The sequence below is a fragment of the Kitasatospora sp. NPDC098663 genome (genome assembly GCF_044760075.1).
Taxonomy (GTDB): domain Bacteria; phylum Actinomycetota; class Actinomycetes; order Streptomycetales; family Streptomycetaceae; genus Kitasatospora.
On sequence record NZ_JBIWAP010000001.1, the window covers coordinates 263,079 to 276,920 of the forward strand.

At 73.6% G+C, this 13,842-nt stretch carries 14 protein-coding genes and 1 tRNA gene; 4 read left to right on the forward strand and 11 right to left on the reverse strand.

Annotation, left to right across the window (positions count from 1 at the left end; all coding sequences use genetic code 11):
- Nucleotides 1-121: 121 nt before the first annotated feature.
- Nucleotides 122-1,387: a beta-ketoacyl-ACP synthase II gene (fabF, locus tag ACIQVZ_RS01190; protein WP_350878135.1), complete on the forward strand. Its 1,266-nt coding sequence runs from the start codon at nucleotides 122-124 to the stop codon at nucleotides 1,385-1,387.
- Between the two features lie 102 nt (nucleotides 1,388-1,489).
- Here the strand turns inward: fabF and ACIQVZ_RS01195 are convergent, their stop codons facing one another.
- The gene (locus ACIQVZ_RS01195) at nucleotides 1,490-1,984 is read right to left on the reverse strand and encodes a DUF3145 domain-containing protein (RefSeq protein WP_063347462.1); all 495 of its coding nucleotides are present in this window, start codon (nucleotides 1,982-1,984) and stop codon (nucleotides 1,490-1,492) included.
- 351 nt (nucleotides 1,985-2,335) lie between these two features.
- Nucleotides 2,336-3,361, reverse strand: coding sequence for an NADP-dependent oxidoreductase (locus ACIQVZ_RS01200; RefSeq protein ID WP_402446122.1), 1,026 nt, complete (start codon nucleotides 3,359-3,361; stop codon nucleotides 2,336-2,338).
- Between the two features lie 105 nt (nucleotides 3,362-3,466).
- On the opposite strand from ACIQVZ_RS01200, the gene ACIQVZ_RS01205 reads away from it, so the two are divergent.
- Nucleotides 3,467-3,931, forward strand: a complete 465-nt coding sequence (locus ACIQVZ_RS01205; protein WP_350878138.1) for a MarR family transcriptional regulator — start codon at nucleotides 3,467-3,469, stop codon at nucleotides 3,929-3,931.
- Nucleotides 3,932-4,051: 120 nt separating this feature from the next.
- On the forward strand, nucleotides 4,052-5,593 hold the full coding sequence (locus ACIQVZ_RS01210; protein ID WP_402446125.1) for an LCP family protein: 1,542 nt from the start codon (nucleotides 4,052-4,054) through the stop codon (nucleotides 5,591-5,593).
- Between the two features lie 22 nt (nucleotides 5,594-5,615).
- On the opposite strand, the gene ACIQVZ_RS01215 is transcribed toward ACIQVZ_RS01210, so the two are convergent.
- From ACIQVZ_RS01215 to ACIQVZ_RS01255, 9 genes are all read right to left on the reverse strand, one after another.
- Nucleotides 5,616-6,524 carry a 1-aminocyclopropane-1-carboxylate deaminase/D-cysteine desulfhydrase gene (locus ACIQVZ_RS01215; protein WP_402446128.1) on the reverse strand — a complete coding sequence of 303 codons (909 nt, stop codon included), beginning with the start codon at nucleotides 6,522-6,524 and terminating at the stop codon, nucleotides 5,616-5,618.
- A gap of 66 nt (nucleotides 6,525-6,590) precedes the next feature.
- Nucleotides 6,591-7,241 (reverse strand): response regulator transcription factor, encoded by a 651-nt coding sequence (locus tag ACIQVZ_RS01220; RefSeq protein ID WP_350878143.1) that lies wholly within the window; start codon nucleotides 7,239-7,241, stop codon nucleotides 6,591-6,593.
- Between the two features lie 4 nt (nucleotides 7,242-7,245).
- Nucleotides 7,246-8,523 (reverse strand): sensor histidine kinase, encoded by a 1,278-nt coding sequence (locus ACIQVZ_RS01225; RefSeq protein WP_402446131.1) that lies wholly within the window; start codon nucleotides 8,521-8,523, stop codon nucleotides 7,246-7,248.
- Nucleotides 8,524-8,525: 2 nt separating this feature from the next.
- Nucleotides 8,526-9,311, reverse strand: coding sequence for an ABC transporter permease (locus ACIQVZ_RS01230; RefSeq protein ID WP_350878144.1), 786 nt, complete (start codon nucleotides 9,309-9,311; stop codon nucleotides 8,526-8,528).
- Between the two features lie 62 nt (nucleotides 9,312-9,373).
- On the reverse strand, nucleotides 9,374-10,276 hold the full coding sequence (locus ACIQVZ_RS01235; RefSeq protein WP_350878145.1) for an ABC transporter ATP-binding protein: 903 nt from the start codon (nucleotides 10,274-10,276) through the stop codon (nucleotides 9,374-9,376).
- Nucleotides 10,277-10,505: 229 nt separating this feature from the next.
- Nucleotides 10,506-11,150: a GPP34 family phosphoprotein gene (locus tag ACIQVZ_RS01240; protein WP_350878147.1), complete on the reverse strand. Its 645-nt coding sequence runs from the start codon at nucleotides 11,148-11,150 to the stop codon at nucleotides 10,506-10,508.
- Nucleotides 11,151-11,187: 37 nt separating this feature from the next.
- A complete protein-coding gene (locus tag ACIQVZ_RS01245; protein WP_063347470.1) occupies nucleotides 11,188-11,415 on the reverse strand; it encodes a hypothetical protein in 228 nt (75 codons plus the stop codon).
- Nucleotides 11,416-11,424: 9 nt separating this feature from the next.
- Nucleotides 11,425-12,378, reverse strand: coding sequence for an SPFH domain-containing protein (locus ACIQVZ_RS01250; protein WP_350878149.1), 954 nt, complete (start codon nucleotides 12,376-12,378; stop codon nucleotides 11,425-11,427).
- A gap of 282 nt (nucleotides 12,379-12,660) precedes the next feature.
- Nucleotides 12,661-12,734 (reverse strand) — tRNA-Ile (locus ACIQVZ_RS01255).
- Between the two features lie 189 nt (nucleotides 12,735-12,923).
- On the opposite strand from ACIQVZ_RS01255, the gene ACIQVZ_RS01260 reads away from it, so the two are divergent.
- Nucleotides 12,924-13,802: a trypsin-like serine peptidase gene (locus ACIQVZ_RS01260; protein ID WP_402446138.1), complete on the forward strand. Its 879-nt coding sequence runs from the start codon at nucleotides 12,924-12,926 to the stop codon at nucleotides 13,800-13,802.
- The last annotated feature ends 40 nt before the right edge of the window (nucleotides 13,803-13,842 follow it).

The following is a 13,842-nucleotide window of genomic DNA, read 5'->3' on the forward strand; positions in this document are numbered from 1 at the left end:
ACTCGTCGGCCCGGCTCCCCCGAGCCTGGCCGACCCGCCGGCCGGGACGCCCCACCGGGCGCCCGGCCGGGCCCTTCCTCGGCTCGCCGCCGACCCCACGATCGTGAGAGAAGAAGAACCAGTGACCGCTGAAAACCGTACCGTGGTCGTCACGGGTATCGGCGCCTTCACGCCGCTGGGCGGCGACGCCGCCACCACCTGGGAGAACCTGGTCGCAGGACGCTCCGGAGTGGCGGCCCTGACCGAGGAGTGGGCCGCCGAGCTGCCCGTCAAGATCGCCGCCCGCACGGCCGTCGAGCCGGGCGAGGTCCTCCCCCGGCCGCTGGCCCGCAAGCTGGACCGCTCGGCCCAGTTCGCGCTGATCGCCGCCCGTGAGGCCTGGGCCGACGCCGGCTACGAGACGCCGGCCACCGACGACTCCTCCAAGCTCGCCCCCGAGCGCCTCGGCACCGTCATCGCCTCCGGCATCGGCGGTGTGACCACCCTGCTCGACCAGTACGACGTGCTGAAGGAGAAGGGTGCCCGCAAGGTCTCCCCGCACACCGTCCCGATGCTGATGCCCAACTCCCCGGCGGCCAACGTCGGTCTGGAGGTCGGCGCCCGCGCGGGTGTGCACACCCCCGTCTCCGCCTGCGCCTCCGGCGCCGAGGCGATCGGCTACGCGATCGAGATGATCCGCACCGGCCGCGCCGACGTCGTGGTGGCCGGCGGCACCGAGGCGGCGATCCACCCGCTGCCGATCGCCGCGTTCGCCAACATGATGGCGATGTCCAAGAACAACGACGACCCCGAGGGCGCCTCCCGCCCGTACGACAAGGGCCGGGACGGCTTCGTGCTGGGCGAGGGCGCCGGCGTGGTCGTGCTGGAGTCGGTCGAGCACGCCGAGGCGCGCGGCGCCCGGATCTACTGCGAGGCCGTGGGCCAGGGACTGTCCTCGGACGCCCACCACATCGCCCAGCCCGAGCCGACCGGCGCCGGCGTGGCCCGCGCGCTGGCCGACCTGTTCGACCGCAACGCCCTGGACAAGGCCGAGATCGTGCACGTCAACGCGCACGCCACCTCGACCCCGCAGGGTGACACCGCCGAGCTGAAGGCGCTGCGCAAGGAGCTCGGCGACGACCTCGACCACATCGCCATCTCGGCCACCAAGTCGATGACCGGCCACCTGCTGGGCGGCGCCGGCGGCATCGAGACCGTCGCCACCGTGCTGGCCCTGTACCACCGGATCGCCCCGCCGACCATCAACGTCGACGAGCTGGACGACGACGTGGACGCGGACATCGTGCGCGGCGAGGCCCGCCCGCTGCCCGAGGGCCGGATCGCGGCGCTGAACAACTCGTTCGGCTTCGGCGGCCACAACGTGGTGCTGGCCTTCCGCTCCCGGTAGTCCGCACGCACCGACCCGGTACGCACCGGGTCCGAACGCACCGAGAGGGGTCGGCGCTCACCGTGAGCGCCGGCCCCTCTCGCGCGTCGTGCGCCCGCCGGCTCAGACCACCTGGTGCAGCCAGCGCACCGGTGCGCCCTCGCCCGCGTAGCGGAACGGCTCCAGCTCGTCGTCCCAGGGCTTGCCCAGCAGCCGGGAGATCTCGGCCTCCAGATCGGCCCCCTCGCTGCGGGCCCGCAGCAGGACGGCGCGCAGCCGGTCCTCGGGGATCAGGATGTCGCCGTGGATGCCCGTGACGGCGTGGAAGATGCCGAGCGAGGGCGTGCTGCTGTACCGCTCCCCCTCCGCCGTGGCGCAGGGCTCACTGGTGACCTCGTACCGCATCAGCTGCCAGCCGCGCAGTGCGGAGGCCACCTTCGAGGCCGTACCGGGCTCCCCTTGCCAGGAAAGCTCGGCACGCCAGTGTCCGGGCGAGGCCGGCTGGCGGATCCAGTCCAGGCTCACCCGCACACCCAGCACCCCCGCGACGGCCCACTCGACGTGCGGGCACAGCGCGCGGGGCGCGGAGTGGATGTAGAGAACTCCACGTGTCGTCACCGGGACCTCCAGGCTGTGGACGAGGGTCGCCTTCCCCAGCTGCCTCGTGCCTGCAGTTGATCCACAGTTACCCACGTTAGCCGACATTAAGCTACTAAATTGAGCAAAACGGACAGGCTTTCGCTCAATGCTAGTCGAATCCTCAACGAGGTCTACCCCTCGGCCGGATCTCTCCCCCGAACGGCCCCATCGCCAGGTGGGACCCACCGTACCGCGCCGCCCCGCACCGCGGATGACGCGCTTTCGGATCCGGCCGGAATGCGGTAGTGCGGCCGATTCCCCCGCGCCCGTACGCAAACCGCCCCGCACGCCCGGTGGGGGCGGCGGGGCGGTCAGCGGGCTGACGGAGGGTCAGCTGTCCAGGCGGACCACCATCTTGCCGGTGTTGACGCCGCGCAGCAGGTCGAGGAAGGCGTCCGCGGTGCGCTCGAAGCCGTCCACCACGGTCTCCTCGTGGCGCAGTTCGCCGGACGCCAGCCAGCCGGCCACGTCGGCGACGAACTGCGACTGCAGCGCCGCGTGGTCGCTGACCAGCATGCCCTCCAGGCGCAGCCGCTTGCCGATCGCGAGCGCCAGGTTGCGCGGGGCGGCGGGGGCGGTGGTGTCGTTGTACTGGGCGATCGCGCCGCAGAGCACGGCGCGGCCGTGCACGGTGAGCGCGCCGATCGCGGCCTCCAGGTGCTCCCCGCCGACGTTGTCGAAGTAGAGGTCGATGCCGTCGGGGGCGGCCTGCGCCAACTGCTCGTGGACCGGGGCGTCCTTGTAGTTGAAGGCGGCGTCGTAGCCGTAGACGTCCACCAGCTTGGCGACCTTCTCCGCCGAGCCGGCCGAACCGACCACCAGCGAGGCGCCCTTGAGCTTGGCGATCTGGCCGACCATGCTGCCGACCGCGCCGGCCGCGCCGGAGACGAAGACCTTGTCGCCCTTCTTGAGGGCGCCGACGGCGAGCAGGCCGGCGTAGGCGGTCAGGCCGGGCATGCCGAGCACACCGAGGTAGGCGGAGAGCGGGGCGGCGGCCGGGTCGACCTTGACCGCGTGGCGGGCGTCCAGGGTGGCGTACTCGCGCCAGCCGAGGCCGTGCAGGACGGCGTCGCCCGGGGCGAAGCCCTCGGCCCCGGAGGCGACCACGTAGCCGACCGCGCCGCCCTCCATGGCCTCGCCCAGCCGGAACGGCGGGGCGTAGGACTTCACGTCGTTCATCCGGCCCCGCATGTACGGGTCCACCGAGAGGAAGGCGTTGCGGACCAGGATCTCGCCCGGGCCCGGGGTCCGGACCGGGGCCTCGACCAGGGCGAAGTCGGTCGGCACCGGCCAGCCCTGGGGGCGGGCGGCGAGGTGCCATTCACGGGCGGTCGCGGGTGCGGCCTGCTCTGCCATGGGAGTCGCTCCTTAGGTGGTTCCGATGCATGAAAGGTTGAGCTACTGAAGTAACGATGGGCATGAAAGGTTCATGTTGTCAACTTTTCAGGTAGACTCTCGGACATGGACACCCAGTCGACCCGGGCCGCCACGCCGCAGTCCGACGAGATCACCCGCGAGGTCGTCGATCTGATGGCCAACCTGGTCGCGCTGTTCCATCGCGAGTACGAGGAGGCGGCCGCCGCCCGCTCGCTCACCGGCGCCCAGGCCAAGGTGCTCGCCCTGCTGCGCCGAGGCCCCATGCCGATGCGCCAGATCGCCCAGACGCTCAGCTGCGAGCCGTCCAACATCACCGGCATCGTCGACCGGCTCGAAGCCCGCGGCTTCGTCACCCGGGAGGCCGACCGGCAGGACCGCCGGGTCAAGCTGGTCGCCGCCACCGACACCGGCGCCACCGCCTCCGAGGAACTGCGCGAATCACTGAACTTCGCCCGCGAGCCGCTGGCCGCCCTCGGCCAGGACGAGCGGGCCGTCCTGCGCGACCTGCTCCGCCGGATGGTCACCGGCGCCGCCGACCCCGGGGCGTGATCAGCATCACAGCCCCGGAGCCGAATCCGGGCCACCGCCGGAGGTAACCGAACCGCCCGTCGAAACGTCTAATGTTCGAACATCGAACACGAGAGACGGAAAGACGGGGGGACACGGAGGATGGGCAGCAGCACGCGCAGGCGCCGCTACCTGCGGACAGCCATCGGCCTGGCCGCCGTGCTGGTGCTGTCCGTCGTGGGCGCCGGGGCCTGGTTCTACCACCGGCTGGACAACAACATCACCACCTTCGACCCGGGCGGCATCGCCACCGAGCGCCCGCCCGCGCCCGCCCCGGTCACCCCCGGCGCCCAACTGCCGGTGAACATCCTGGTGCTCGGCTCGGACACCCGCGACGACGGCAACAGCGCGATCGGCGGCGGCGACGAGGGCGTCGGCCACTCCGACACCGCGATGCTGGTGCACGTCTACGCCGACCACAAGCACGCCGTCGGCGTCTCCATACCCCGGGACACCCTGGTCACCATCCCGTCCTGCAAGCTGCCGAGCGGCACCTGGACCAAGCCCCGGAACAACCAGATGTTCAACTCGGCCTTCACCATCGGCGAGTTCCCCAAGGGCAACCCCGCCTGCACCCAGAACACCGTCGAGACGCTCACCGGGCTGCGGATCGACCACACCATCGTGGTCGACTTCAAGGGCGCCGCCGCGATGGCCGACGCCATCAACGGCGTGGACGTCTGCGTCCCCAACAACGTCGACTCGCACGGCATACACCTCCAGAAGGGCATGCAGAAGCTCTCCGGCCAGCCCGCCGTGGACTACCTGCGGGCCCGCTACGGCTTCGGCGACAACTCCGACATCGGGCGGATGAAGCGCCAGCAGGCCTTCGTCTCCTCGATGATCAAGAAGGTGCAGGGCCAGGGCTTCTCCCTGCCCACGCTGCTCCCGCTCGCCGATGCGGCCACCCGCTCGCTCACCGTGGACGAGGGGCTGGGCACCGCGATGAAGCTGGTGGACTTCGCCCGCTCGCTCCAGGACATCAAGCTGGCCGACATCACCTTCGTGACCGCGCCCTGGCGCTTCGCCGGCGAGCGCGTCCAGCTCGTCCAGCCGGACGCCGACACGCTGTGGCGGCTGCTGCGCGAGGACCGCACCCTGGACGGCCAGAGCACCTCCGGCACCGACACCCCGGCGCCCTCCCCCACCGCCCCCGGCGCCGACGGCGCGACCCCGGGAGCCGCGGCCGACCCGTCCGCGCCGCTCACGCCCGAGCAGGCCGCGGCCCCCGTGCTGGTGGTCAACGGCGTCGGCACCCCCGGCCTGTCCACCTCCGGCGGGGAGGCACTGCGGGCCCGGGGCTTCCAGAACGTCACGCTCGGCAAGCCCGCCGGCGGACGGATGCAGACCGAGATCAGCTACGACCCGGCCCTGAAGGCCGCCGCCGACCAGGTGGCCGCGCTCTTCCCGGGGTCGCGCACGGTCGAGGAGCCGGGCTCCGAGGGCATCACCGTCACCCTGGGCCGCGACTACCGGCCCAGCCCCGCCACCAAGCTGGACGCGGTCGGCAGCGGCCCCGGCGCGAAGCCCTCCGCCCCCGCCACCGCCGACCCGAGCGGCGTGCCCAGCGGCGTGCCCACCGGCATAGCGGAGAACACCCGCGGCGCCGACACCGACCCGTGCGCCGACCTGACCTTCGGATGAGTCGTTCCGGCCCGGTCCGGCGCTACTGCGGGTCGGGCAGGCCGGTGACGACGGCGGTGAGCCGGGTGCCGCGGGGGAAGGCGCCTGCCGCGGCCAGGTCGGTCAGCGCCGCCAACAGCTTGGCCACGTAGCGGCGTTCCAGCGGGACGCCGTGGCGGGCCTCGAACCGCTCGGCGAAGGCCGCCAGCTCGGCCGGAACCTTGCCGTAGCCGCCGCCGTGGTGCGCGTGGTCGATCCGCCAGTTGCCGAACTCCCGCCCGTAGGCGGCCCGGTGGAGCCGGGTGACCTCGTCCTCCAGGTAGCCCTCGCCGCCGCGCAGCACGGCCACGCCGAGCGCCCGCGCGCCCGGCGGCAGGCCGGCCGCGATGCCCGCCAGGGTGCCGCCGGTGCCGACCGGGCAGCAGACCACGTCGCGCCCGCCCAGGTCGGGCAGTTCGGCCGGGATCGCCGCCGCGCCGGTCACCGCCAGCGCGTTGGAGCCGCCCTCCGGGAGCACCAGGCAGGGGCCCCAGCGCGCCTGCGGACCGGCCGTGGGGCCGGCGTCGGCGCGGCCGGTGGCCTCCCGGTACTCGGCGCGGGTCAGGAACTCCAGCCGCATCCCGGCCCGTTCGGCCGCCCGCAGCGACCAGTTGCGCGGCCGGTCGGCCAGTTCCTCGCCGCGGACCAGCCCGACGCTCTCCAGGCCGAGCGCCCCGGCGGCCGCCGCGACCGCCCGCAGGTGGGTGGAGTACGCCCCGCCGAAGGTCAGCAGCCGGGTGTGGCCCTGGGCGACGGCGGCCGCCAGGTTGGGCGCGAGCTTGCGCCACTTGTTGCCCGGGACGCTCGGGTGCAGCAGGTCGTCCCGTTTGAGCCGCAGTTCCACCCCGGCCCGCGCGAACACCTCGTCGGTGCAGTCCACCAACGGGGTCGGCAGCAGGGCGGGTTCGAGCATCCGGCCAGCTTAGACCGACCGGCACATGGCGGGTGGCGTCGCGTGCCCACCATGTGCCGGCCGGTCCTACGGCCGACCGGTCGGGGTGAGCAGTCCCAGGTTGTACGCGGCGGCGACGGCGGAGGCCCGGTCCTTGACGTCGAGCTTGGCGTAGACGTGGATCAGGTGGGTCTTCACGGTGGCCTCGCTGATGAACAGCCGGGCCGCGGCCTCCCGGTTGGTGGCCCCGGAGGCGACCAGTTCCAGCACCTCCAACTCGCGCGGGCTGAGCGGCTCCCGGACGGGCGCGCGGACCTGGCCGAGCAGCTTGGCGGCGACGGTCGGCGCGATCACCGAGGCGCCGCGGGCGGCCTCCCGGACGGCGTGGAACAGCTCCTCCCGGGCCGCGTCCTTGAGTAGGTAGCCGGTCGCGCCGGCCCGGACGGCGGGCAGCACGTCGGCATCGGTGTCGTAGGTGGTGAGCACCAGGACCCGCCCGGGCAGGCCGCGTTCGGCCATCTCACGGATCGCGGTGACGCCGTCCATCCGCGGCATCCGCAGGTCCATCAGCACCACGTCCGGGCGCAGCGCGGCGACCAGGACCAGCGCCTCGGCGCCGTCCCCGGCCTCGCCGACCACCTCGAAGCCGGGGGTGGCGGCGAACATCCCGCGCAGCCCGTCCCGGACCACCGGGTGGTCGTCCACCAACAGCAGTCTGATCGTCGTCGCGTCGCTCACGGTTCTACTCCTCCATGCTGATCGCCGGCAGGGTCGCGGACACGGTCGTGCCGGCGCCCGGTTCGGTCTCCAGGTCGAGCCGCCCGGCCAGGCGCTGCACGCGGCGGCGCATCACGTCCAGGCCGTAGCCGCCGCCGGTGGCCCGGGAGGCGGGCTCGGCGGCCGGGTCGAAGCCGACGCCGTCGTCCCGGACGTCCAGGGTGACCAGGCCGGGCATGTACGAGAGGGTGACGCCGACCCGGGAGGCCCGCGCGTACTTGGCGGCGTTGGCCAGCGACTCCTGGGCGATCCGCAGCAGGGTCACCTCGACCTCGGGGTGCAGCGGGCGGGCCTCGCCGGTGACGGTCAGCCCGGCGGCGGCGTCGTTGCGCTCCCGCCACTGCTCGACCAGCTCCGCCAGCGCCTCCGGCAGCGCGGCCCGCTCCAGTTCGATCGGGCGCAGCGCGTGGACGGCGCGGCGGGCCTGGGTCAGGCTCTCCCGGGCCAGGGCCGCCGCGTTCGCCTGGTGCCGCTCGGCGGCCGCGGCGTCCTGGGCGCGGGTCTGGTCGGCGGCCTGGAGCTGGGTGACGATCCCGGCCAGGCCCTGGGCGACGGTGTCGTGGATCTCCCGGGCGAGCCGGCGGCGTTCGTCCGCGGCCCCGGCCTCCCGGGCCTGGACGAGGAGTTGGGCGTGCAGTCCGGCGTTCTCGGCGAGCGTCTCGGTGAGCAGCCGGTTGGCCTCGGCGAGTTCGGCGTTGGCGGCCTTGCGGCGGGCGCTCAACCGGTCGGCGACCTCGCGGAGCGCGAACAGCAACCCGACCACCATCAGGTTGAAGGCGACGACGGTCAGCAGTCCGCCGAACGCCACCGGGCTGTCGGGCAGGGCCCCGCCGATCTGGGAGAGCGAGGTGGGGACGGTGGCCGCGGCCGCGCCCGCCATCCGGGCCCGGCCCCACAGGTACTGGGCGGCGTGCAGGTAGCCGGTGAAGGCGAAGAAGCCGAAGATCGGGTTGTCCAGCACCAGCACGGTGGTCAGCACCAGCAGGACGACGAAGTGGGCGCCGGCGTACCGGGCGCGGCCGTCCGACCCCGGCGCGCGGTCGAGCACCGAGCGCAGGACCAGCCACAGGAACGCGGCGGCCGCCACCGGGAGGGTGGCAGCCGCGGAGCGCGCGGTCGGGACGGGGACCAGCAGGGCCAGAGCGGTGGCGAGCAGCAGGGCGACGAAGCAGAACGGGCCGATCAGCCGGTCCAGCCGGTCCAACCAGTCGCCGAGCGCGCTCTCGTCGGCCGGTGGCCGCATGATCATTCCCACCGGAACAGCCTGGCAGCCCCGGCCCCCGCGAGCACCGCGTACGCCGCGAGTGTGAGCAGGCCCACGGCGTGCGGGAAGTGCCCGGACCAGGCGTCCTGCAAGGTCTGGACGGCGGCGCCACTGGGGGTGAAGTCGCCGATCCGGTTGAGCAGGGCCGGCGAGAACTCGCGCGGCAGCCAGATCCCGGAGAAGAACATCATCGGGAAGAAGGCCAGCGCGCCGACCGCGTTGCCGGCCTTGGCGGACGGGACGACCGCGGCGAGCAGCAGGCCGACCGACAGCAGCGCGGCGGCGGCCAGCAGGAATGCCAGCAGGAACCCCAGCGGCTGACGCGGCAGCGACACCCCGAGCAGCGGACCGGCCGCCACCACCAGCAGCACCGAGACGACGGCGACGCCCAGGTACAGCGGCAGCAGCGCGCCGAACAGCAGCGCCGGGCGGACGGGGCTGGCGGACATCCGGCGCAGCACGCCGCGTTCGCGGTAGGCGGCGAGCAGCGAGGGCAGGCCGTTGAGGCCGAGCAGCAGCAGGGTGAAGACGGCCAGGATCGGCGCGTACAGCTGGATGGTGCTCATGCCGTGCATGTCGGGCGAGGTCTTGCGCAGGGCCGGGACGGAACCGAGGACGAGGAACAGCACGACGGGGAAGGCGAGGCTGAACAAGGCGGTCAGCGGGTCGCGGAGGAACAGGCGGGCCTCGGCGACGGCCAGGCGGCGGACGGCGTGGGCGGTGCGGTGCGCGGTGCGGTGGGCTGTGTGGTGCGCGGTGCGGTTCACGGTGGTGGCCCCCTCGGGCGTGGTGACGGGCGCGGTGGTGGCGGATCAGACGTCGTGGCGGGTCAGACGTCGTGGCGGGTCAGGGCGAGGTAGGCGTCGTCCAGGCTGTGCTCGCGGATCCGCAGCCCGGTGACGACGATCCCCTCGCGGGCGAGCAGGCCGGTGACCTCGTCGGCGAAGTCCCCGACGCCGCGGACCTCGACCCGGCCGTCCCGCTCCTCGACCCCGGTGACCCCCGGCAGGGCCGCCAGCCGGGCGGTGTCCAGCGGCCCGGTGGGGCGGAAGCCGAGCGTGCCGCCGGTGCCGGAGCGGGCGATCAGCTCCGCGGGGGTGCCGGTGGCGACGATCCGTCCGCCGTCGAGGACGGCGGCCCGGTCGCAGAGCGCCTCGACCTCGTCCATGAAGTGCGAGACCAGGACCACCGTCACGCCCTCGTCGCGGATCCGCCGGATCAGCTCCCAGGTGTCGCGGCGGCCCTGCGGGTCGAGCGCGGTGGTCAGCTCGTCCAGGAAGGCCACCTCGGGGTTGCCGATCAGGGCGAGGGCGATGAGCAGCCGCTGGCGCTGGCCGCCGGAGAGCTTGTCGAACGGGGTCCGGCGCTGGTCGGCGAGCCCCCACTCGTCCAGCAGCTCGCGCCAGTCCCGGGGGTCCGGGTAGAGCGCCGCGTACAGTTCCAGCGCCTCGCCGACCCTCAGCGCGCCCTGCAACTGGGCCTGCTGGAGCTGGATGCCGATCCTCGGCCGCAGCCGGTGGGCGTCCTTCACCGGGTCCAGGCCGAGGACGCGGACCGTCCCCGCGTCGGCCCGGCGCAGGCCCTCGCAGCACTCCACGGCGGTCGTCTTGCCCGCGCCGTTCGGCCCCAGCAGGCCGAACACCTCGCCGCGCTCCACGCCGAAGGAGACCCCCTCCAGCACCTGGCGCCGCCCGTAGGCCTTGCGCAGCCCCGCCACCTCGATCACGGCCATCGCGCCGCTCCCTCCCGCTGGTCCGGCCGGTTCCTCCGGCCTGCGACGAGCTTCCCGCGCGGGGCCCCGGCCGCGGATCGACCGGACGGTCAGAGCTGCGGGCGGGCGTGGTGGAGGGCGGATCAACCGATCGGTGGATGGGGTGCGGGCGCGGGCAGGCGCCAGGAACGCCGGAGGCCCGGCCGCCGTGTCGGCGACCGGGCCTCTCGTTCGGATCACACCGGGTGGGTCAGACCACCGAGGCGTCGGCGTTGCGGGTGTTGATGGCCCGGCGCAGGGCGCGCGGGACGGGGCCCGCGGCGGGGGCCAGCTTGTCGATCCGGGTGCGGAACTCGCGGCTCTGGCGCCACGGCAGGACGGCTCCGAGCCGGGCCGCGTCGACCAGCGCGACCAGCGCGGCGTCCGCCGGGTCGACCCGGCTGAGCGGCGCCTTCAGCGCCGAACCCACCGACGCCACGAGCGACTTGCGCAGCCGCTGCTCCGGCAGGACGACCCGGGTGCACGGGAACAGTCCGAGCGCGCGGCGCTGTTCGAGCCGGATCCGCCCGGACGCCGCCAGCCCGTCCCGGACCACCCGCGCGGCGCGGGCCGCCGGGCCCTGGCGGCGGCCGACCCAGCTCTGCCAGCTGCGCCGCCGGCCCTGCCGGATCTGCTCCAGCATCGCGGCGGAGAGCGGGTCGAGGCCGTCGGCCGGCGCTCCGTCGACGGCGGCCGGGTGCCGGCCGTCGTCGCGGATCAGCGCGCGCCGCAGGAGTTCGGCGAGCGCGGCGGCCCTCAGCACCAGGTCGAGCCTGGCGGTGGCGGTGAGCCGCTCGCGCTCGGGGTTGTAGGCGAGCAGGTAGAGCTTCTCCGGCAGGGTGATGGGCAGGTCCACGATGGACTCCAAGCAGATGGACGGTGGATGGGCCCGTTCATCCGGCGTCGGAACCGCCGGTCTCCGGGTTCTCCTTGGGCGGTCGGCCGCGCCGGGGAAGACGGGCCGCGTCGCCGGGCATCCGGCCCGCGTCGCTGAGGGCACGGCGAAGGAGGAACTCGATCTGCGCGTTGGCACTGCGCAGCTCGTCCGCGGCCCACCGGGCCAGTGCGTCGTGGACCGCCGGGTCCAGTCGCAGCAGGATCTTCTTCCGCTCCGTCGCCAACGCCGCGCCTTACTGGTAGAGGGAGCCCGTGTTCACGACGGGCTGGGTGCCCCGGTCGCCGCAGAGCACCACCAGGAGGTTGCTCACCATGGCGGCCTTGCGCTCCTCGTCCAGTTCGACGACGTCGCGCTCGGCGAGCCGGTCCAGCGCCTCCTCGACCATACCGACGGCGCCCTCGACGATCAGCCGCCGTGCCGCGACCACGGCCCCGGCCTGCTGGCGCTGGAGCATCACCTGGGCGACCTCGGGCGCGTAGGCGAGCCGGGTGATCCGGGACTCGACGACCCGCACCCCGGCCGAGACGACCCGGGCCGCGATCTCCGCGGAGAGCATCCGGCTGATCTCCTCCGCGCCGTCGCGCAGCGACAACTGGCCCTCGCGGTGGGCGTCGTACGGGTAGCTGCTGGCGATGTGCCGGACGGCGGTCTCGGTCTGGATGGCGACGAAGTCGCTGTAGTCGTCCACCTCGAACACGGCCTTGGCGGTGTCCTCGACCTGCCAGACCACCACGGCGGCCATCTCGATCGGGTTGCCGTCCGCGTCGTTGACCTTGTTGGTCTCGGTCTCGTGGTTGCGGATCCGGGTGGAGATCCGGCGGCGGCTGGTGAACGGGTTCAGCCAGGTCAGGCCCTCGGCGCGGATGGTGCCGCGGTAGCGGCCGAGCAGCTGGACCACCCGCGCCTGGCCGGGCGAGACCACGGTCAGCCCGCACAGCAGCAGCAGTGCGCCCAGGACGGCCAGCGGCCCGACGGTCAGCAGGGTGATCCCCAGCGCCTTGGACCCGCCCGCCAGTTGGAGACCGCCGGCGATGGTCGCCCCGATCCCCGCGAGCAGGCCGAGCAGCGTCCCTCCGAGCACCGGCAGCCCCGCGGCACCAGTGATGACCCGCTCGGTGATCTTGGGGGCCGGAAGGTCGAGGACGGGGCCGCCTTCGACGTCGACGGCAGAACGCGGTGTGGTCATGAGACCAGCTCCTCCAGCGAGTGTTTCCGATCCAGCTGTCAAAGTGATATCACTTTTTGCGCCGACGACGCCAGGGGTCCGACCGCATTCGTCCGGGGGCGAGGCGAACCGGCCCGCCCCGGGCCGTGTCCACTCGATGTCCACTGGTGGGTGAATCTCAGCGCGCCGAGCCCTGAGCGGCTGGCCGATGCTCTACAGTTCCGACCGGAACTGGAGCCGTTCTGCCAGATCAAGCCACTGTTTTGTCTGATGATCGATCCAACGATCGATCAGTGGCTGAGGTGGGGCGGGTGGGACTCGAACCCACGACCAAGGGATTATGAGTCCCCTGCTCTAACCGGCTGAGCTACCGCCCCGGTTCGCCGCGTGCGCCGGTCGTCGACCACGGCAGCAGCAGACGGCCCCGAAAGGACGTCCCGCGCAGCATAGCCGGTCGATCACCCGTGGTGCGCGCCGGGGGCGCGCACGGGTGCGCACAGGCGTGCGCCTGTCCTGATTGCGCAGTTCGGGTGGCGCCCGGACGGCCGCACGGGCAGCCTGGACGGATGACGACACGTGGGACGGGAGCCGCGGCCGGGGCGCTCGCGGTACTGCTGGCCGCGGCGGGCTGCACCACCTCGGCCGGGCCCGGCGGGGGCGCGCCGACGGTCAGCTCGGCCCCGGCCACCCGCTCCGCCCGCCCCTCCGGATCCGCCTCGGCCTCCGGCGGCGGCCACGGCTGGAGCCGACAGCGGCTCAGGGGCGCCGTCGCCAGGCACACCGGGGTCACCCGCACCGCCCGGGCCACCGTGCTCAACGGCCTGGTCGGCGCCGTCTTCACCCGCAACGCGGACGGCGACCACTTCTGCACCGCCAGCGTCGTCGACAGCGCCGGGCTCAACCTCATCGTCACCGCCGCGCACTGCGTCTGGGACCCCCAACTCGGCCAGCGCGGCGACCTCGTCTTCGTCCCCGGCTACCGCAACGGCGACACCCCCAGCGGCGTCTGGCCGCTGATCGCCGTCACCGTCGACGACGACTGGAAGGACCACGCCGACCCGGACGTGGACGTCGCCTTCGCGGTCGTCCAGGCCCAGAACGGGCAGCAGGTGCAGCAGGTGCTCGGCGCCAACAAGCTGGGCGTCGGCCTCGGCTACCAGCTGCCCGTGCGGATCACCGGCTACCCCGGCACCAGCGACGTCCCGATCACCTGCGCCAACAACACCACCGAGCAGAGCTCCACCCAGCTGCGGATCGACTGCCCCGACTACACCGGCGGCACCAGCGGCAGCCCCTGGGTGACCGACTTCGACCCGAACACCAGGACCGGCACCGTGGTCGGCGTGATCGGCGGCTACCAGCAGGGCGGCGACAGCCCGGACACCTCGTACAGCAGCTACTTCGGCGACCGCGTCCAGGCGCTCTACGACCGGGCCACCGGCTGACCGGAGGGGCGGCGGTGGCGCCGCCGGGCACGGCCTGATA